This window comes from Lederbergia sp. B243.17 (assembly GCF_057657925.1).
On sequence record NZ_JBWBKF010000097.1, the window covers coordinates 236,652 to 255,662 of the forward strand.

General features: G+C 46.2%; 18 protein-coding genes. 6 read left to right on the plus strand and 12 right to left on the minus strand.

Going from position 1 to position 19,011, the window contains the following annotated elements:
- Positions 1-82 precede the first annotated feature (82 nt).
- The 6 genes from rarD to AC0TWI_RS21380 all read right to left on the minus strand — a co-directional run bounded on the left by rarD (position 83) and on the right by AC0TWI_RS21380 (position 7,127).
- Entirely contained in the window at positions 83-1,018 is a 936-nt protein-coding gene (rarD, locus tag AC0TWI_RS21355; protein ID WP_488128356.1) for an EamA family transporter RarD, read from the minus strand.
- Positions 1,019-1,143: 125 nt separating this feature from the next.
- Complete coding sequence (locus tag AC0TWI_RS21360) at positions 1,144-2,748, minus strand: amidohydrolase (RefSeq protein WP_488128357.1); 1,605 nt, start codon at positions 2,746-2,748, stop codon at positions 1,144-1,146.
- Between the two features lie 12 nt (positions 2,749-2,760).
- Positions 2,761-4,344, minus strand: coding sequence for an acyl-CoA synthetase MbcS (mbcS, locus tag AC0TWI_RS21365; RefSeq protein ID WP_488128358.1), 1,584 nt, complete (start codon positions 4,342-4,344; stop codon positions 2,761-2,763).
- 127 nt (positions 4,345-4,471) lie between these two features.
- Positions 4,472-4,669 carry an alpha/beta-type small acid-soluble spore protein gene (locus AC0TWI_RS21370; protein WP_488128359.1) on the minus strand — a complete coding sequence of 66 codons (198 nt, stop codon included), beginning with the start codon at positions 4,667-4,669 and terminating at the stop codon, positions 4,472-4,474.
- A 104-nt stretch (positions 4,670-4,773) separates the two neighbouring features.
- A complete protein-coding gene (gene thiI, locus AC0TWI_RS21375) occupies positions 4,774-5,979 on the minus strand; it encodes a tRNA uracil 4-sulfurtransferase ThiI (RefSeq protein WP_488128360.1) in 1,206 nt (401 codons plus the stop codon).
- Positions 5,976-7,127 carry a cysteine desulfurase family protein gene (locus AC0TWI_RS21380; RefSeq protein ID WP_488128361.1) on the minus strand — a complete coding sequence of 384 codons (1,152 nt, stop codon included), beginning with the start codon at positions 7,125-7,127 and terminating at the stop codon, positions 5,976-5,978. The genes thiI and AC0TWI_RS21380 overlap by 4 nt, the downstream gene beginning before the upstream one ends.
- Positions 7,128-7,238: 111 nt before the next feature.
- On the opposite strand from AC0TWI_RS21380, the gene brnQ reads away from it, so the two are divergent.
- Complete coding sequence (gene brnQ / locus AC0TWI_RS21385) at positions 7,239-8,561, plus strand: branched-chain amino acid transport system II carrier protein (protein WP_488128362.1); 1,323 nt, start codon at positions 7,239-7,241, stop codon at positions 8,559-8,561.
- Between the two features lie 53 nt (positions 8,562-8,614).
- Here brnQ and ezrA read toward each other — a convergent pair whose 3' ends face one another.
- Together ezrA and refZ are read right to left on the minus strand one after the other, a co-directional pair.
- Positions 8,615-10,324: a septation ring formation regulator EzrA gene (ezrA, locus tag AC0TWI_RS21390; protein ID WP_488128363.1), complete on the minus strand. Its 1,710-nt coding sequence runs from the start codon at positions 10,322-10,324 to the stop codon at positions 8,615-8,617.
- Positions 10,325-10,615: 291 nt separating this feature from the next.
- Positions 10,616-11,251 carry a forespore capture DNA-binding protein RefZ gene (gene refZ / locus AC0TWI_RS21395; protein ID WP_488128364.1) on the minus strand — a complete coding sequence of 212 codons (636 nt, stop codon included), beginning with the start codon at positions 11,249-11,251 and terminating at the stop codon, positions 10,616-10,618.
- 208 nt (positions 11,252-11,459) lie between these two features.
- On the opposite strand from refZ, the gene AC0TWI_RS21400 reads away from it, so the two are divergent.
- Complete coding sequence (locus tag AC0TWI_RS21400; RefSeq protein WP_488128365.1) at positions 11,460-11,939, plus strand: GAF domain-containing protein; 480 nt, start codon at positions 11,460-11,462, stop codon at positions 11,937-11,939.
- A gap of 84 nt (positions 11,940-12,023) precedes the next feature.
- Here AC0TWI_RS21400 and AC0TWI_RS21405 read toward each other — a convergent pair whose 3' ends face one another.
- The gene (locus AC0TWI_RS21405) at positions 12,024-13,454 is read right to left on the minus strand and encodes a sensor domain-containing diguanylate cyclase (protein ID WP_488128366.1); all 1,431 of its coding nucleotides are present in this window, start codon (positions 13,452-13,454) and stop codon (positions 12,024-12,026) included.
- A gap of 503 nt (positions 13,455-13,957) precedes the next feature.
- On the opposite strand from AC0TWI_RS21405, the gene rpsD reads away from it, so the two are divergent.
- Positions 13,958-14,560, plus strand: a complete 603-nt coding sequence (gene rpsD, locus AC0TWI_RS21410) for a 30S ribosomal protein S4 (RefSeq protein ID WP_488128367.1) — start codon at positions 13,958-13,960, stop codon at positions 14,558-14,560.
- A 244-nt stretch (positions 14,561-14,804) separates the two neighbouring features.
- Here rpsD and AC0TWI_RS21415 read toward each other — a convergent pair whose 3' ends face one another.
- A complete protein-coding gene (locus AC0TWI_RS21415) occupies positions 14,805-15,584 on the minus strand; it encodes an AraC family transcriptional regulator (RefSeq protein ID WP_488128368.1) in 780 nt (259 codons plus the stop codon).
- Between the two features lie 138 nt (positions 15,585-15,722).
- Between AC0TWI_RS21415 and AC0TWI_RS21420 the strand changes: the two genes are divergently transcribed.
- From AC0TWI_RS21420 to AC0TWI_RS21430, 3 genes are read left to right on the plus strand one after another with little or no spacing between them, the layout of a single operon-like run.
- Entirely contained in the window at positions 15,723-16,493 is a 771-nt protein-coding gene (locus tag AC0TWI_RS21420) for a sugar phosphate isomerase/epimerase family protein (protein ID WP_488128369.1), read from the plus strand.
- Positions 16,494-16,508: 15 nt separating this feature from the next.
- A complete protein-coding gene (locus AC0TWI_RS21425) occupies positions 16,509-16,781 on the plus strand; it encodes a Gfo/Idh/MocA family oxidoreductase (RefSeq protein ID WP_488128370.1) in 273 nt (90 codons plus the stop codon).
- A gap of 14 nt (positions 16,782-16,795) precedes the next feature.
- On the plus strand, positions 16,796-16,978 hold the full coding sequence (locus tag AC0TWI_RS21430) for a Gfo/Idh/MocA family oxidoreductase (RefSeq protein ID WP_488128371.1): 183 nt from the start codon (positions 16,796-16,798) through the stop codon (positions 16,976-16,978).
- Between the two features lie 211 nt (positions 16,979-17,189).
- On the opposite strand, the gene AC0TWI_RS21435 is transcribed toward AC0TWI_RS21430, so the two are convergent.
- The gene (locus tag AC0TWI_RS21435; protein WP_488128372.1) at positions 17,190-17,372 is read right to left on the minus strand and encodes a hypothetical protein; all 183 of its coding nucleotides are present in this window, start codon (positions 17,370-17,372) and stop codon (positions 17,190-17,192) included.
- A 340-nt stretch (positions 17,373-17,712) separates the two neighbouring features.
- Positions 17,713-18,816, minus strand: coding sequence for a PD-(D/E)XK nuclease family protein (locus tag AC0TWI_RS21440; protein ID WP_488128373.1), 1,104 nt, complete (start codon positions 18,814-18,816; stop codon positions 17,713-17,715).
- Positions 18,817-19,011: the final 195 nt, after the last annotated feature.

Genomic DNA, 19,011 nt, shown 5'->3' on the forward strand with positions numbered 1-19,011 from the left:
CGATTGTACGTTCATTATGGCAAAATGCCCGGACAATTGTCAACGATCAAACACCGGGTACGTTTCACGACATAAGGAGTTCTTAGTGCAATTCCTTCGTCTTAAGCTTCACTTTATCTTGCGAAAGCCGCTTCCGTTTGTTTCGAAAAGCGGTAAAAGTATAAATGGCCAGCGCAGTCCAAATGAAAGCAAAAGCGAGGAGCTGCTCACCGCTGAATGGCTCATGGTAGAAAAAGACACCAAGAATGAGCATAAGGGTAGGCGCAATATATTGCATGAAACCCATCACATTCAGAGGCAGATGGCGCACTCCCTTTGCAAAAAACAGCAGCGGGATAGCTGTGACAACACCGGATGCCATAAGCCCCAGATCCGTAGCAGCCGAGCCGGAAAATAATGAACTGTCATTCTTGAAAAAGAGGACTGCCATATACAAAAGGGCAACCGGCATGATCGCCATCGTTTCAAGCGCGAGACCTACCGAAGAGTCTACTTGAACCATTTTTTTCACAAGGCCGTAAAGCCCGAATGAAAAAGCAAGACCGAAGGCAATCCACGGAAACTGACCGTAGGACGCTGTCATGATCCCAACTCCGACAAGGGCCAGCAAAAATGACCAGATTTGGGCGGCGGCCAACTTTTCTTTGAGTACGACCACGCCAAGTACGACGCTGACAAGCGGGTTCATATAATACCCGAGACTCGTCTCGACCATCTTCTCCATGTTGACAGCCCAGATAAATAAAAACCAATTCAGGCTGATCAGGACCGACGCAAGCAATAAGGCTGCACCTTGCTTCGGCTGCTCTTTTAACCGTCTCAGGCTCCCCGTGAATTGATGGAACTTCCGGGTCACGGCGAGCAGCAGCAGCATGAAAAAGAATGACCAAAAAATCCGGTTCATCAGTACTTCTCCTGACGGCACATGTCCGAGCAGCTTCCAATAGATCGGCAATATCCCCCAAAGCAAATAAGCCGAAAAAGCAAAAAACAATCCTTCTTTTTCATTTGTATCCATGATGGCACTACCCCTATTATTTAGATTCTCGAAATATTAGTCCATTATAAAGGAAAGCGGAAGAAACATTCAATCACTTTTCTTCCGCTAAAGGGACAGGGCCAGGTTTTTATTTGACAGTTATTTTATGTTGTTATCCTGTCATGTTGGTAGACGACTTTGCTGCCAACGATGACCATTACGGGATATGCATGAAGGATCTCATCTTCCCTAATTTGAAAAGGATCATGACTGAGAACAGTAAAATCAGCCGTGAAGCCCGGCTTGATCATGCCCCTGTCGTGCTCGTGGCCGGACGCATAGGCGCTTCCTGTCGTATAAAGCGAGATGGCTTCGAACATGGAAAGACGTTGTTCCGGCATATAAACGGCGCCATCTTCCTGCCTCTTTCTTGTGACAGCCGCATAGATGCCGAGAAGCGGATCTGCCGATTCAATCGGGGCATCCGATCCTCCTGCACAGTGCAGTCCCGCTCCAAGCATCGTTTTCCAAGCATAGTTATCTGTCATTTTTTCCTTGCCGATCCGGTCGATTACCCAAGGAAAGTCGGATAGGACGAAGGCAGGCTGGATATCGACGACAACCGGCAGCCTTTCAGCCCTTTCAATCAGCTCAGGCCGGAGGATCTGTCCATGGATCAGCCGGTCCCGCTCCCCTGCTGGAGGCGGATGTTCTTCAATCACATCAAGGAAGCGCTCAAATGCGAGATCGCCTATTAAATGGGCGGCAACCGCCATCCCCTTGCTCCTCGCTTTTACAACAATCGCCTTCAGTTCTACCTGTGAATGAACAGCTAGCCCCGATGTAGACGGGTCATCGGCATACGGCCTGCTTAGAAGCGCTGTTCTGCTGCCAAGGGAACCATCAACGAACACTTTCACAGCGCCGAATTCAAGCATGCTCGTGCCGCGGCGGTGTTCCGGACTTTCTTTCTCCCAGTCATCAAGGACTTTATGATGGATAAGCAGATGAGCCCGGAATGGGAGCCCCTTCTCCTCCACTACATGGGAAAAGGCATCGATCACTTGCCGGCAGCTCCCATAATAGCTGAGGTCTTCCGTATGGCCGCCTGTCAGCCCGAGGCTCCAACAGCTTCGGATTGCCGTTTCAAGGGCTCTTGCCACATATGTATCGTCTTTTGGCGGCATCCGCTCATAAATCAGATTTTGGGCCTCATCCTTCAGAATGCCGTCCAGCTTTCCTTTTGCATCACGACTGATTACACCACCGTGAGGGCTTTGTGTACTTTCTGTAATACCTGCAAGAGTGAGCGCTCTTGTGTTGACCGTGATCGCATGCCGGCAGACGCGCTTTAGCATAACAGGGTGAGCAGGAGCTGCCTTGTCCAGTTCCACGGCAGACGGCGGAGATGAATCCGGCCATGCGTTCTCATTCCAGCCTTCTCCGATGATCCATTCGCCGGCTGGTATAATCTCCGCCTGCTTCCTTACAGCTTCAAGAAGCTCGTCTTTTGATTTCATTTTAGAGAGTGACAAAGTCAGCAAGGATTCACCGTGTCCGACAAGATGCATGTGACTGTCCACAAATCCCGGAAACATCGTCCTCCCCTGCAAATCGATCCTTTCCTCAATTTCTCCTGCAAACTGTTTTTCCATTTCGGATGCAGACCCGCAGGCAATAATTTGATCGTCTTCTGTGACAACTGCCTCTACGCGCACCCCTGCATTTTCCATCGTATAAATGGTCCCGTTTGAAATGATTGTTTTCATCTGCACCCCTCTTTACAGCTGAGTTTGGCCCGTCTCCATTTTGCGCAGCTCCACCCGCCTGATCTTGCCTGAAATGGTTTTCGGCAGTTCATCGACGAATTCGATTTTCCGCGGATATTTATAGGGGGCGGTCATTTCCTTCACGTGATCCTGCAGCTTTTTGACAAGCCCTTCCCGATCTTCGAATGCTTCAGGGCGTAAAACTACGAAAGCCTTGACGACACTGCCCCTCTCTGGATCGGGGCTTGCCACAACGGCACATTCCTGGACAGCCGGATGCTTGACGAGAGCATCCTCAACCTCGAACGGGCCGATAGTATATCCCGAGCTGATGATAATATCATCGCTCCGCCCTTCAAACCAGAAATAACCATCCTCATCCTTCCTCGCCCTGTCCCCCGTCACATAATACTCTCCGCGAAACTGGATCGCTGTCCGCTCCGGATCCTTGTAATACTGTTTGAAAAGGGCCGGTGTGTCCTTATGGACGGCAATGTCACCGACCTCTCCTGCAGCACAGGGATTTCCTTGTTCATCAATGATTTCGACACGGTTGCCGGGCGTTGGCTTGCCCATCGACCCGGGCTTCAGCTCCATCTCCTTTGTAATCCCGACAAGAAGCGTATTTTCTGTCTGGCCATATCCATCTCTGACACTAAGGTCAAACAACTTTTTAAAGGTATCGATCACTTCCCGGTTCAGCGGCTCACCCGCAGACACCGCACTGTGCAATCCCGATAGATCATAATCACCAAGACGTTCCTCCTTCGCCATCAGCCGGTACTCTGTCGGCGTGCAGCATAGAACGTTTACCTGATAACGCTCCAATAACTCCAAATATTTCTGTGCATTGAATTTCCCATTGTAAACAAAACCGGTTGCCCCCGTCCCGAGCACAGATAGGAAAGGGCTCCAAATCCATTTTTGCCAGCCTGGAGCTGCAGTCGCCCAAACAATATCGCTTTCCCGGATGCAAAGCCAGTTCGCCGCGGCTGTTCGCAGATGGGCATACCCCCAGCCATGGGTATGGACAACCCCTTTTGGATTGCCAGTCGTCCCGGACGTATAGGATAAAAAAGCGGTGTCTGACTGAAGTGTTTGTGCTGTCTCCAAATCAGCCGATGCCGTTTCCATCAGGGCATTCAGCGGAAGCCAGCCGTCTCTTTCCCCGCCGATGACAAACTTGCGAACGCCTTCCATGTTTTCAACACCGTCAAATTGATCAAGACACGGTGCATGGCAAATGACCCCTTTGACATCGCCATGGCTGATTCTGTATTGCAAGTCGTGCGGCTTAAGCATTTCAGAACTTGGAATGACGACCAAACCGAGCTTCAAGGCAGCCGTATATACCTCATATGCTTCAATCAGACGCGGCAGCATGACAAGAACGGTATCCCCCTTATCAAGCCCCTCCTCTTTAAAAACATTGCCGATCTTGCAGGCGCTGCGCAACAGCTGCTCGTATGTACATTGCTTTTTCTCTCCCTGCTCATCTTCCCAGATGATCGCGAGTTTCTCTTGGTCTTTCGCATGTTTTTCCATTTCGTTCACGATGTTGTACTGTTCAGGGGCAAGCAAATCTTCACGTTTCATGTCGTCTCCTCCTTCAGCTCGTTTCTCCCATTATACAAAATGATATAAATATTGAAAAACTTTTTGGTGCGAAAGTAAAGAGGAAGCGGCAACTACCGCTTCCTCTAGCCATTTTATTCATTTAAAGTTATTGACGGCCGCCGATTTGTTGCTGGGCCATAGATACTAGGCGCTTTGTGATTTCTCCGCCGACTGAACCATTAGCACGGGAAGTAGTTTCTGCGCCAAGATTAACACCGAATTCTGAAGCAATCTCAACTTTCATTTGCTCAAGAGCCCGCTCTGCGCCAGGAACTAGTAGTTGATTACTGTTGTTGCTTGCCATGTGATTTCCACCTCCTTGTAACAATAGAGTGTGCGGAACCACATGCGTTCATTCACTATCCGTGCTGGTAATTGTTCCACGGACAAGGCAATTTTGCCATGCCGTCAGAACAGGTCGCTCAGTTCTTCCTGTTCACGCCTTCTTGCGCTGATTTGAATCGTTTCAACGCCTTCCAGAGCTTCTTTTAACAGCTCTGTCCAATCAAATTTGCTTTCCATCGCAATCATTTTGTCCTTCTTCGGCTTCGTTTTAGGAGCCGGCGGTGTAAAGATGGTGCAGCAGTCCTCATACGGACGATTGGAAATTTCCATTGTGTCGATTTCTTCGGCGATTTTAATGATTTCAAGTTTGTCCATTGCGATGAGCGGACGCAGCATCGGCGTAGACGTAACATCATTGATTGCAAACATACTGTCCATCGTCTGGCTCGCCACCTGGCCAAGACTTTCGCCCGTTACGATGGCCAATCCCTCGCGTTTTTCACGGATGGCATCCGTTATTTTCAGCATCATTCTTCTTGTTGCTGTCATGGAATACCCTTCAGGAATCACTTCATGAATCTTTTCCTGGATCGCTGTAAAAGGAACGAGGTGGACTTTGATGCTGCCGCTATATTGAGCAAGCTTCATCGCCAAGTCGAGCGCCTTTTGCTTTGCCCTTTCACTTGTAAAAGGAGGGCTGTGGAAATGGACAGCTTCGAGGCCAACCCCGCGCTTCATCATCAGATAACCGGCAACCGGGCTGTCGATTCCGCCCGAAAGCATCAGCATCGCTTTTCCCGATGAACCTGCCGGGAACCCTCCTGCCCCCTGGATAACCTCTCCTGAAACATATGCAGCCTCGTGGCGGACCTCCACGATCAGGTTGATGTCCGGATTTCTCACATCGACCTTGATGTCCTCTGTATTGAGCAGGATATGGGCGCCGACCGCATGATTCAGGCCGTTTGTATCGTATTCAAATGTCTTATCCGCCCGTCTTGCAGAGACCTTGAATGTGCCGCCCTTTTTATGTGCCTGAGAAATGATGTGCAGTGCCGCTTTCCTGATTTCCTCGATGTCCTTTTTCGTTTTGATTGCCGGGCTGAACGATTGGATGCCGAACACGTTTTTCATCGCGGAAATCACCTCATCCGCTGGCTCTCCATTCAGGACAACATACATCCTGTCCCACTGCGATTCAACCTTCACACCTTCAAAATCACGCAATATGAACTTTATATTCTTTTTCAGCTTCGTAACAAAATGCTTGCGGTTTTTTCCTTTTAGCGACATTTCGCCGTAGCGGATCAAAATTCTATCATAATTCATCCTCTTCGCCTCGTTACCCTTTTTAGTCTTTGTAAAATTCCCCTGAGCGCCTCCATCATCTTCTCGGCCTCTTCCATCGTGTTCCCATAGCCGAGCGAAATACGGATCGCGCCTCGTGCTTCCTGCTCCTGTACGCCCATCGCCTGCAAGGTTGATGCTGGTGCATTCTGTTTCGAAGAACACGCACTTGTCGTCGATACGATTACTCCCTCTTCCTCCAGCGCATGGACCAACACTTCGCCTTTCTGCCCCGCTACTGAAAAACAGACGATGTGAGGGGCTGAGTTTGCAGCTGGCGTGTGAATTGTAACACCGTCGATCTCCTTCAGCTCACGGACAAGATAATCCTTGATCGCCTTCATTCCGGTCAGTTGCGTCCTCCGGTTCTGTTCTTCCAACCTGACCGCTTTCGCCAAGGCAACAATCCCCCCGGTATTCTCTGTGCCGCTTCTCTTCCCGCTTTCCTGGCCTCCGCCTGCCATAAGCGGCATAATGCGGATTCCGTTCCGCATATACAAAAAGCCCGTTCCTTTCAGTCCATGGATCTTGTGGCCGGAAAACGTGCAAAAATCAATTCCCGCCTTTTTCAGATCGAGCGGAAGTTTCCCTGCCCCCTGAACATGATCCACATGGAAAAGGACATTTGGATGCGCCTTGAGCATCCTTCCGATCTCTTCGATAGGCTGTACACTCCCCACCTCGTTATTCACATGGATAACCGAGACAAGGACTGTGTCTTTCCGAATAGCAGCTTCAATTGCCGCCAAAGAGACAAGCCCTTGCTCATCAACCGGAATGTAGCTGATTTCAAAACCAAGCGCTTCAAGCTGTCCGCATGTCTCTCTGACAGCCGGATGCTCGACTGCGGTCGTGATGATATGCAGGCCGCGATCCTTTCGCAGCAGCGCGCTGCCTTTGATCGCCATGTTGTTTCCTTCCGTACCGCCTGAGGTGAAAATGATCTCACCCGGCTCACAGCCGATAATGCCGGCGATCTGCTCCCGTGCCCGGGTGATTAAATGCTCAGCTTCTCCTCCGAAGTTATGGAGCGAGGAAGGATTGGCATAGTAGTCTGTATTTACTTTTATAAAAGCATCCAGCACCTCTTTGTACGGCCTGGTTGTTGCACTATTGTCGAAATAGATCAATTTACACACCTTCTATTTTGAATCTCTTGCCAATTGTAAATCATATCATAGATCCCGTTTAATATGTTAAGATAATTTCGGACTTATGTAAGAAGTTGATGGAGGTACCTCATGAAAAATCAGACAAGTGAAAAAAACAGCCTGCTTTTTATCGGGCTAATGTTGTTTGCCCTCTTCTTCGGTGCAGGCAATCTAATCTTCCCGCCTTTTTTGGGACAGCAGGCCGGAACGAATTTTTGGCCGGCCATAACCGGATTTTTGATCACAGGCGTCGGCCTGCCTCTCCTCGGGATTTTAGCTGTTTCCCGTGCAGATGGTGATCTTCAGACACTTTCAAGCCGGGTAAACCCTTTATTCGGAGTCATTTTTACACTCGCTCTCTATTTGACGATCGGCCCGTTTTTTGGCATCCCCCGGACCGGGACCGTTGCCTTTGAAGTCGGGGCACTGCCCTTCCTTCCGGGTGAATGGGCGAAAAGTTCGCTCCCGCTCGGAATCTACTCGGTGCTGTATTTTGCACTTTCAGCTTGGCTTTCTTTGAACCCGTCAAAGCTTGTCGATCGAATCGGCAAAATCTTGACACCTGCACTATTGATCATCATTGGCATTCTCGTTGCAAAGAGTTTTATCACACCGCTCGGAAGCCTTCAGTCGCCGCATGCGTCCTATGCCGCGCCTTTCTTTGCCGGTTTTGTTGAAGGCTATTTGACGATGGATACGATTGGTGCCCTAGTCTTTGGCATGATTGTCGCGTCGTCCATCAAGGATATGGGACTTGCTGAAGGGAGGTCGCTGACTGTTCTCACCTTTAAGGCTGGCCTGATTGCAGCTGCGGGATTGGCGCTTGTTTACTTCTCCCTTGCGTGGGTAGGGGCAACAAGCACCGAATCTATAGGTATTCAGGAAAATGGCGGGGCCGTGCTTGCAGACGCTGCTCGGGTGCTTTACGGTGCAGGCGGAGCGGTGATCCTGGCATTAGCGATCACCTTTGCCTGTCTCACAACTTCGATCGGCTTGCTCTCTGCGACCGCCCAATTTTTGAACAAGCTTGTTCCGCGGATCTCATACAAGGCATTCGTCATAGTACTCGCTGTATTCAGCGGCGCTATTGCAGTGAACGGACTGACGAGCCTGATCAAAATATCGATGCCTGTACTGGTTGTCTTGTATCCGCCGGGAATCGTGCTTATTATTCTGTCGCTATTCTACCCTTTTATCCGCTCGCGGGCTATTTTGACCGGGGCATTGGTCGGGTCAGCCATTGTCAGTATTGCCGATGGCCTGAACAAAACCGAACTTTCGTGGGGAGGCTGGCTATTTGATAAGCTGTCTTTTCTTCCACTATTGGCAGAAGGCGTAGGTTGGATTTTACCTGCAGTTGCCGGCGGCCTAATCGGCTTTCTCTGGATGCTCATTTTTCGTGGCAGGCGATAAGAAAGACTAAAAAACGGGCAGCCCTTCCAGTTTGGAAGAGGCTGCCCGTTTTCCTATATATGAACTTCTTCTTTCATCCATTCTTCAATCCGCTTGATTGCACCTGGCTCTGCCTGTTCAACAGCAGTGCCGGCCTGTTCCAATGCGAGCTTGTATTCACAATTCCGGAAGGACTGCTCAGCCCTTTCGAGGCTTGCCCGCAGCTCCGGATCTTTTCCGCGATATCGGTTGCCATACTGAATGACCATTTCCGCAAAGCGGGCGTCTTCAATATGCTCCACGGTTTTTTCATAAAGGTGCTCGACTGAATCTTGGGCGTCATGCAGACGGCTTTTGACTGTACTCATGTTCAGCGGCTTGGCTTGCAAGCTGCCGTTCACTTGTTCAATCTGTTCCTCCGCCTTTTCAAACAGCGACTCGAATCCGCTTGGCATACCAGGCATACGGCTCTGCTTCACTTCCCGGATCACCGCCTTGATTGTACGTTGGAGTCCTGCCACTTGATCGCGCGCCTCAAGCTCGTCTTTGCGCAGATTTTGCAGCCTCTCCGAATACTCACTTTGCTTTTCCTGCAGCTCTTTCAACTGGGTCTCAATATATTGCAGTTCTTCGCTCAGCATGGAAAATGCGGATTGTTCCTCACCAATTTTCATCGTAAGCAGTTCATGCCGCTTCAGCAGCTGAGACAGACTTTTTTCAATCGCCTTCGGTTGTTCAATTTCTTCCGGAGGCAGCTCATATGTATGCCGGATCATTTCCGTCTCCTGCAAGATTTCATCGCTTATCCCTCTCAGCTTGCTCAGGATAAATCCAGTCTTCTCATTCTCCTGAAGCAAATAATGTTTGGCATACACTTCTTTCTCCAGCAGTTCATAAAGCGAATCAATTTTTTCCTTCATTTCTTCGATAGCAGCCGAGGCCGATTCAACTTCGGCATGTTCGATGAATTGAATGCAAATCGCAAGCCCTTCATCCAAGTCCTCCAACTGTTTCTCAACTTGGAGATGGCTGAGAACATAACCCTCTTCAAGCATTTCTGCGTACCCTTCCTGAAGCTCGCTTTTTTGGGATGGGATGCCGGAGTGGCATTCAACAAGCAAATCAGGGACAGCCGCCATTTTAGACTCCAGTCCTTCAACCTCAGCCTTCAGTTCAAGGACGACCTGGCGCGCCTCCAGATAATTGCCTTCTGTGGTCATCGCATCATACTCGGCCATCTTTTCGCCTGCAGCATTCAGGAGCGATTCCAGCGTGTCCGCCGCAACCCCGTACGAATGCCTGTGGGCCAACAGGTTCTTCCTCGCTTGCTTATATTTCTCAGCCAGCGTTTCCATATCACTCCGGTTCTGCTCTTCGCTGCCAATCAGCTCAGACAGCTCACCCAGAATTTTTGTGATTTGCCCTTCGATATGTTCAAGGGAGGCTTCAATCTTATAAAAAGTCTCTTTTGCTTTTTTGAACCGGTATTTATCAGTATATTCCTCGCCGTCAAAAAGCCGTTCATCGATATTAGGAAGATCCGTTGTGATAATATCATCCCAAGTTTGGCGCCAACGCTCAAACATCTCCTCTGTTTGCCCGGTCATGTTCAGCTTTTTCATCTTGCCCAGCTCTTCCGCGACGGGCCGATGCATCAAATCCAGCTTCCGGGACTCAAGCCGGTCGATCTCTTTATAATACTTTTTTCGGGTTATGTAGCCTGCCGCAAACGCAACCAGCAGCAACACAATTGCGGCAATGACAATCTCAACACCGTATTTCATTGTAAGCCCCCTGTTCCATCACATCATTCAGCTCTGCTTCAAAGGAAGCCAAAAAGGCCGGAGCACACAAAACCGGAAAACACCCGTCAAATCGTCTCCTCCAAACTTTTTGGATCCCTTTTCTATGTAAAAGTGATATTTTTACAGTTATATTCTTCTATGATACCATGAGACCGACAATTTTTGACTAGTAAAAGCATTTTTTTCATAAAAAACGTCCCGGACGGTTGATTCATGTCCGAGACGTGTGAAAACCTATCGATTTTGCTCGTTTGGGATACGATTTCCGGATTACGCAGTTGGCACGCGGAGTTCCTCTCTGAACCCTTTGGACATGATTGTTCCGAGCCATTCATGGATTGTCTGGAAATACCGCTCGGCAAAGTAGCTGTCCTGCGGCAAAATCCCCCAAACCTTCCCTGCATATTGGCTGTTTAAATAGGGCATGACCAACATCCCTTTCAACTGGATAATGAGGATGCCGAGGTGAAGTGCAGTCCGCTGATCTTTTACGAGCATGCCGAGCAGCTTTTTGAAAAAGTACCGCTCTTTCATCAGATAGGAAGAGGTGATCTCCCGCGTCGTCTGGCTGTCAATGGTCACTTCCCGCCACACAAAACGCGTCAGCAGATGCCGGCTGCTCTGATAGTGCAGAATCCCGCGCAATGCACGCTCAAGGCAGACTTCCGGCCCATCGGCGTCAAGCTGATCCAGCTCCTCCTCCAGCAGCCGCAAATAAGGCTCAAAAAATGAGACTAGGCATGCCTCAAGCAGGCCTTTTTTTCCATCAAAGTAATAGGATATATTCGCTGAATTTATATTTGCGGCTGTCGCGATATCACGGATGGTCGTGCCGTCGTACCCTTTCGCTGTGAACAATCCGATTGCTGCTTCCATGATCTTTTCTCGCGTGCTAAGCTGTTTCATATGAAGATTCCTCCTTTTGCTGTAAAATGACTTTAAGCGCCTTATGAATTATGCTAATAATAAGATAGTTTCAAAAACGATACTCTTTATAAGGAGACTTTCTGCAACGCTGGCAATTTCCCTGCATAAACAAATCGACACTTATTCCGAGAAGCATGCGGAAATCCAAGATATTTATCACTTTTTGCAAAAAGAAAGGGTGGGAGCTATGTTTACAGCGAAAACATACGGTGAAAGCCGTGAAAAAAACTATGAGATGGTCATTAAGCAATTGGACGCGCTCCTCGAAGGAGAAAGTGACCAGATTGCCAACTTGAGCAATGCTTCTGCTTTGCTCAATCAATTTCTTGACCGAATCAATTGGGTAGGCTTTTATTTGGCCAAGGAAGACGAACTCGTGCTCGGGCCGTTCCAGGGGCTCCCGGCATGTGTCCGCATTCCGTTTGGCAAGGGGGTTTGCGGAACCGCTGCTAAAAATCGCGGAACGATTGTAGTGGAGGACGTAATGGCGTTTCCTGGCCATATCGCCTGTGATGCCGCTTCTCAATCGGAAATCGTTATCCCGTTAGTTGTGGATGGACAGCTTTATGGAGTTCTCGACATCGACAGCCCGGAAAAGGCCAGATTCGACGATACCGACCGGGCCTATCTGGAAAAATTCGCAGACACATTGGTGAGCCATCTATAGATCCATGAAAACAGCCGCGTGTAAACACGCGGCTGTTTTCATAGAAGAAGCGGAGTACGAACGGCGCACTCCGCTTTTGTTATCTTATATGGTTACTTCACAGGCATTAACGATAATCTGGTTTTTCCCCGAGTTTTTCGCTTCATACAAGGCGGCGTCTGCACGGTGGACAAGAAACTTCAACTCATCCTCCTGCCCGCAGAACCAATTGGAAATACCGCAGGAGACGGTTACAGCCGGCTCTGTATTCTCCGCCACATTTTCACGAAGCCGCTTTGCCACCTGCACCGCATATTCGATCGGCACTCCCGGCAAGTAAACGGCCAGTTCCTCCCCTCCCCATCTCGCCCCGACATCTGTCGAACGCAAATTGCTTTTGATTATCTTTGCTACCTGGATCAACACATCATCGCCTGTCTGATGGCCGTATGTATCGTTCACCCTCTTAAAATCATCCAGATCGATCATGATGAGACTGCCTTCTCTGTCTTTCCTCATGGATGTTTCAATCACGCTGTTCAGATAACTTCTCGCGTACAGTTTTGTCAAATGGTCTGTAATGACCATCTTCTCCAGCTTTTCTCTAAGGAGCAGATTTGTAATGGCGAGCGTCGAGCGATTAATGAGAGACTGAAACAGCTTGAACATCTCAAATGTAAAGCTGTAAGAATCCACACCCAGTGCGATGACCATGCCCTTCAGCTCGTCCTCCGCGACCATCGGCACCGCCATCAGCGTACCGAAGGAGGTTAGATGAAGCTCTTCACGATTCGCCGTATCTCCGACGAACAGCGCTTCCCTTTCCCTTCTCAGCTTGGGAAGCAGGGCAGCGATAAGCTCTGCACCTTCTTCTTTTTGAAAAAAGTTGCAGCTTCCTTTCAGCACCTTAACTTGTGCGCCTTCAATTAAAACGAAGCCGATCGATGAAGATTGGAAGGATTTGCTGATCAGCTCCTGTAAATAATCGACGGTCTCATCCAAGCTGGCCGACAGGTTCAAGTGATGGGATGTCTCATTGATCAGACGAAGATCCTCATTCATCTTTCTCGCCTGCTGGTAGAGTTTCGCGTTTTCAAGCGCACTGCCCGCCGTATACGCCAGCAGCCGGATGAACTCCAGCCTGCTCCGGTTGATCTGCGAGCTGCCGTAGGAGCGGACCTGAAGTACGCCATATACGCCCTGTCGTCCTTTTAGCGGCGCATACATAACAGGATGTCCGCAGTCCGATTCCATTTCTACGGTTGCGTTTACATATGAGGATATAGCAGCGGCATTTTCATTTCTGTATTCCAGTTCCTTGATCGGAAGATCCGCATCCGCCTCGTGATCATGCGAAAGCAGGAGAACATAATCATATTGCGGGAACATCTCTCTGAGAGTGTGAATAATTTCAGAGAGCACACCGTTTATATCCATTGTGGAATGAAACTTTTCCGTCACCCTGAACAGTTCTTTGTACTTCTTCTCTTCTTCTCGTATGTATTGCAGGATGGGGTTGGTCCGGTTGATTTTCATATAGATCCACCTATCGCCTTGAATTCTCGTACACTGAGTCTTTATACCCAGGACCCGAACGGATAAACCGATTTTAAAAAAAAATGCCAATACCGGGCAGAATTTCGCAATCAACGCTGTGCATATTTGTCAGATCCGCTCTCTTCTCCCTTGCCTTCCGCACTCCCCAAAGGAAGGAACCTATCTTTAAGCTGCCGTGTCTGAGGAGAATAATTATTATGTATACTATATCACTGCTATGTCCTTTTTCCTAGTTATTTCCTCCAGAATTTTCATGAAAAAAGATGGCTGCTTGACAATCCGCCTTGCCCGTCATATAATGGTCGTTGTGTAAAATATGCAGCCTCAGTGAACACTTGAATGGCCGTATTTTATTCCTCTTTTGAGGTGCATCGTGTAACCCGCTGCTGCTAGGGCGAGGATGCATGAAAATAAAATACCCATGCACGCTGTCTCATATTGGTTTATTTTACAACAAAATAAAACCTAAGGAGGAGACTTCTATGTCTCGTTACACCGGCCCAAGCTGGAAACTATCCCGCCGTCTCGGAATTTCTTTGAGCGGTACTGGAAAAGAATTAGAAAAACGCCCTTATGCACCTGGTCAACATGGTCCAAACCAACGGAAGAAACTTTCCGAATACGGACTTCAGCTTCAAGAAAAGCAAAAACTTCGTCATATGTACGGAGTGAATGAGCGCCAGTTCCATAACACTTTCGTTAAAGCTGGAAAAATGCAAGGTAAACACGGCGAAAACTTCATGACCCTTCTTGAACAACGCCTTGACAACCTTGTATACCGTCTTGGATTGGCTCGTACTCGCCGCCAAGCACGTCAGCTTGTCAACCATGGTCATATCATCGTTGACGGCCGCCGCGTTGACATCCCGTCCTACAAAGTAGTTCCAGGACAAACGATCAGCGTTCGTGAAAAATCCCGCAACCTTGACATCATCAAAGAATCTGTTGAAGCGACAAACTTTGTTCCTGAATACGTATCTTTCGATGCTGACAAGCTTGAAGGCCAATTCACACGCCTTCCAGAGCGTTCTGAACTTCCTTCAGAAATCAATGAATCGTTCATCGTTGAGTTCTACAGCCGTTAATTTTAGCTTTATGCATTTTAACGCAAACAAAACCCCTGAAATGTTGTTAAATCGACGTTTCAGGGGTTTTTATTTTATTATTTACTTTGCAATATAATGCAAAATAATGCCCTGATTTGGGGCCAATTGGGGCCAAAAAAATAATGGCATGGGTGAAGGGATGGAAGGAAATTATAGCACTTTACTGGCTCGGTATTGAGTGCAAAGTTACTTCTCACATTTGTTCTTTTTAGGCATATTCTGTTTAATTTTTGTTGATGATCGTATGTGACCTTAACCTTCTATATGCCCCGGGTGATGTCATATACTTTTTTTTGAATATTTTACAAGAGTAGGAATAGGAACCAAAGCCGCATTCGATCGCAATATGTTCAAGTGTCATATTTGTGTATATCATCCGGTCAATAGCGGAGGACAAACGGATCTCTTGGGCATATTCAACCATCGTTTTTCCAACACAGCTTTTAAAGAGATGGACGGATTGTGATACGCTGAGTCCTGTATGCTTCGCTACATCTTCTACTTTGAACGTCGCTAGCGCATATTCCTCAATATACCGCATCATACGTGTCACGGAATGGGGACGGGAAAAATTAGGACTCGTTTCATCAGAGGTCCGCTCAAGGGATAGACAAAGTGCTTGCAACAAATAGCTGGAAATCGCTTTGTTGTTACTAGATTGAGGCCTGCGTTCTTCGATCATGATATTCTGCCACGAAGAAATCAGGCCTTCATCAAGTCCAATGTGTGAAATTGTTCGCTTAGATGAGCGGGACCACCATTCATCGAGCCAGGCGCCATTACAAATGAGGTAATAATCACCGCTCTCAACCTTTTCTTTAATGAAAAGTTCATAGTGATCCTCTGGATGAACCATTAAAAGATCACCCTTTTTAATAGAGTGTTTCTCCCCATTGATTTTGGCTTCACAGGATCCTTCCGTTTGCAGACAACAAATAGCCAGTAGATCCAGGTTTGTGCTGGGAATAAAAACCTTGTGAATGATAGGAGTAACCGCATACATATATATCCATGTTCTTCACTCACCTTTTACATAATAGCAAAATTGTACATGTTTCAATCATATCATTTATGTACAGATTTAACTGTCTATTATACGATGTAATCAAATCAATCATCTAAAAAGAAAGGGAGAAATGAAATGAAAGCGATTCCGGTAGCAGTTCAAATGTTTACTTTGCGTGATGAAGGCGGGAAGGATTTTGCCGGTACATTGAAAAAGGTAGCAGAACTTGGCTTTGATGGTGTTGAATTTGCAGGATATGGAGGGCTGTCCGTTGCTGAAGTCCGTTCATTGCTGGATGAGCTGGGCCTGAAAGCCGCGTCAAGCCATGTGCCTCTGGACGAATTGAAAACAAATTTGGTACAGGTTATTGAAGATCAAAAAACACTGGGCAGTAAATTTGTGGTTTGCCCATATTTACCCCCAGAGCAGCGAAGTGAGGAAGATTATCGAGAGCTTATTGCCTTGCTGAATGAAGCTGGGGAAATATGCCGCCAGGAAGGCATCACGCTTTGTTACCATAATCATGACTTTGAACTGGACCGCTTGTCTGATGGCCGGATGGCACTCGAAGCCATTTTTGATGATACGAACTCAAAAAATGTAAAAGCAGAATTCGATGTGTATTGGCTGACTAAAGCTGGAGAACAGCCGCTTGACTGGCTTCGCCGTTATAACGGAAGAACGCCTCTCGTGCATTTAAAAGATATGACCACGGATGAAGAGCAGTTTTTTGCAGAGCTGGGCACAGGCGGTGTGGATCTTGATGTGGTCCTTGCAGCAGGGGAAGAAACAAATGTGGAGTGGTGGATAGTTGAACAAGATATAACTCGTAAGTCCCCGTTTGAAAGCATTGGAATCAGCATCAATTATTTAAAAAAGAAACTGTCGCACCTTACAAGTAACTAAATTGCGGGCTTGAACATGGCATTAAATGTTGGCGTCATCGGCTGTGGAAATATTAGTGGCATTTATTCAGAAGACAGCCGCCATTTTCCACAGTTTAATATTATTGCTTGTGCGGATTTAGACAAGGAAAAAGCGGAAGAAGCAGCTCGCAAATATGGGATTGAATCTGTATACAGCGCAGAAGAAATGATCGCTTCATCGGACATTGATATGTCGGCATTACATAATGAAGAGCAGCTGCGAGTGTCCGCCGTTACTAAAACAAACAAATGCAGCATTATAAGATAGGGGAGAAAAAGAAAATGAGTAAATTGAGAGTAGCGGTTATTGGATGTGGGAGTATGGCAAAATATCGTCACCTTCCTGAGTACGGAGCGAATCACGTAGAGATTGCAACGGTATGTGACATTGTGGCAGAACGTGCAGAACAAATGGCAGCAACGCATGGTGGAAAAGCCTATACCGATTATAAAATGATCTATTAAGTAAATCAGATATCAAAAACGTTAGGAATTAATTGGAGAACGGCCAAGAAGTATGCAGATGGTGATCTGCTGCCCAAAAAAAGGATAGAGAAAAATTTTAGGGATAATGGAAATTAAGGTTCTCCCATCCCCATTGCAAATATTAACAAGAAGGTATAAATTAGTACAATTCCATTTCCCAAGAATCCCAATGATGGGAAGTGCTAGACGCTTAGATAACAACCAAGAGAGCAAGGCAAATAAAATACCAAGAGCTGAAAGTATATAAAGTATTAACAAAATGATTAAGATCAGGATTTGGGCGCTCTGTCATCAAATAAACTAATAAACTAAGTATAAAGGTTAGCGGTGAAAAAGCTCCAATTATCATACCTGCTTTCTTATACTTCCCCAAATTAAGGACCTCCTAAATTTAGCTGTACAATTCAATTCAATTCAATTAAATAGATAATGGTATATAGTGGGCTTTACGGTTGGTACTTATGTAATTCTCCCCAAATCTATTAAGTATTGAAACTACAATTAATAATGGTTACCATATGAACAAAACCCACTACTGAATAATGTGTTCTTGCTATATTGACGTCTACCTTTTTTGAATCAAAAACAGCTTTTTAACGGAAGGTATTCCGTTCTATCTCTTTTTTAAAGTAAAAAACGCCTTGTTTCGGTAAACAAAGGAGCAGTGATCTATTTTTGGATTCTTTTATTGCTATCTTATGCTTTTACTGAGGTCATTTTATTAACTGTTCATGCTTCATTTCACTAATCACTTCATCAATACAGCCTTCAATCGCGGTAAATTGCCTTTCGATATTCCGAACTGTTTCACGAATTGTTTTGGCTTGTATATCAATAGTAACAGTAAGTAATTTAGTGTTTTTTCTTTTCGTAATAATGCCTTTCTTTTTTGCTAACTGGAACAATCTTTCTCCAAAGATACGTTTATTTTCCATGAACTTTTGATATTCTGGCAATTGATTAATTTTATTATGCGGTTCGTATGGGAAAGATTCAAAACGAATACCTATCTCTTTTACACTATCACGCCCGTTATTCAACATATTAATATAGGTATCAAAATGAACGTTAAAAGTTTGGCCTAGCCCCTCCGTGTGATGAGGCTCAAAACTTGTCCAATTACCCTTTGAAATCAAAAAAATGAAGTTACTACGGCCAGCTCCATTTGCTTCATCCCAATTTAATATCAACTTCTTATTTTGGGAAAAAGCTTCATATAAAATAGTTTGCCAGCAAATTTTCTGTTGAAGTCTCTCCATCTTAGCATGTAGTTCCAAGGCTTCATATGGGGCAGATAGAGGCTTATAAAAATTACGCAGTTTTTGTTCAAAATCTTTAAATAGGAATTGTAATGTTTCCTGTTTTAATGGCCATTCATCTTGTAAAAAAATTTGATAATTCAGGAATGTAAAGTTTGAATTTTTAGGTTTAACTGTCGTGTCCAACGCTAAAAAAATAAAATGAAAATCGAGTTCTTCTAATGGAACCTCGTACTTTTTGGCAATCAGTTCTCTGGCCTTTTTCGATTCATAACGATTGGTCTGTTCATTTCCTTCTGCAGCCCCCATCTTATTTTCAATAATAATCAACTTCATTTTGTGTTTGTTAATTCCGCGAATGATAATATCAGGTGTTCCAATCCCCTTCCCCAGCCCAACGCGAGTATCGGTATAGAAAACAGTATCTTCAACGACTTGAATTCCTGCCTTTTTTAAAAATCGGGTTAAAAACACATCGGAATCACGAAAACAATTAACTAGAAAATCGGATATTGTATCTTCCCTGTAAAAAATATTTAATGCATCAAAAATATTCATTGTAACCGCTCCTATTATCACTGATTTATATTCCATTCCAAACTTGATTAAATTTCAATCTCAAAAAATAGTTTCAAAAAGACTGCCTTATCAATGTTTTACTAATTTATCTCTTTAAAGTTTATTCTATCTTAACAAATAGTATCGGCACGGACCAAAATATAGCCAAAGAAGTGAAAAAGTCAACAGAAATGT

Excerpts from the sequence above, each read along its gene's own strand:
- rarD (WP_488128356.1), bottom strand. The coding sequence starts at position 1,018 with ATGGATACAAATGAAAAAGAAGGATTGTTTTTTGCTTTTTCGGCTTAT.
- AC0TWI_RS21360 (WP_488128357.1), bottom strand. The coding sequence starts at position 2,748 with ATGAAAACAATCATTTCAAACGGGACCATTTATACGATGGAAAATGCA.
- mbcS (WP_488128358.1), bottom strand. The coding sequence starts at position 4,344 with ATGAAACGTGAAGATTTGCTTGCCCCTGAACAGTACAACATCGTGAAC.
- AC0TWI_RS21370 (WP_488128359.1), bottom strand. The coding sequence starts at position 4,669 with ATGGCAAGCAACAACAGTAATCAACTACTAGTTCCTGGCGCAGAGCGG.
- thiI (WP_488128360.1), bottom strand. The coding sequence starts at position 5,979 with ATGAATTATGATAGAATTTTGATCCGCTACGGCGAAATGTCGCTAAAA.
- brnQ (WP_488128362.1), top strand. The coding sequence starts at position 7,239 with ATGAAAAATCAGACAAGTGAAAAAAACAGCCTGCTTTTTATCGGGCTA.
- ezrA (WP_488128363.1), bottom strand. The coding sequence starts at position 10,324 with ATGAAATACGGTGTTGAGATTGTCATTGCCGCAATTGTGTTGCTGCTG.
- refZ (WP_488128364.1), bottom strand. The coding sequence starts at position 11,251 with ATGAAACAGCTTAGCACGCGAGAAAAGATCATGGAAGCAGCAATCGGA.
- AC0TWI_RS21400 (WP_488128365.1), top strand. The coding sequence starts at position 11,460 with ATGTTTACAGCGAAAACATACGGTGAAAGCCGTGAAAAAAACTATGAG.
- AC0TWI_RS21405 (WP_488128366.1), bottom strand. The coding sequence starts at position 13,454 with ATGAAAATCAACCGGACCAACCCCATCCTGCAATACATACGAGAAGAA.
- rpsD (WP_488128367.1), top strand. The coding sequence starts at position 13,958 with ATGTCTCGTTACACCGGCCCAAGCTGGAAACTATCCCGCCGTCTCGGA.
- AC0TWI_RS21415 (WP_488128368.1), bottom strand. The coding sequence starts at position 15,584 with ATGTATGCGGTTACTCCTATCATTCACAAGGTTTTTATTCCCAGCACA.
- AC0TWI_RS21420 (WP_488128369.1), top strand. The coding sequence starts at position 15,723 with ATGAAAGCGATTCCGGTAGCAGTTCAAATGTTTACTTTGCGTGATGAA.
- AC0TWI_RS21425 (WP_488128370.1), top strand. The coding sequence starts at position 16,509 with ATGGCATTAAATGTTGGCGTCATCGGCTGTGGAAATATTAGTGGCATT.
- AC0TWI_RS21430 (WP_488128371.1), top strand. The coding sequence starts at position 16,796 with ATGAGTAAATTGAGAGTAGCGGTTATTGGATGTGGGAGTATGGCAAAA.
- AC0TWI_RS21440 (WP_488128373.1), bottom strand. The coding sequence starts at position 18,816 with ATGAATATTTTTGATGCATTAAATATTTTTTACAGGGAAGATACAATA.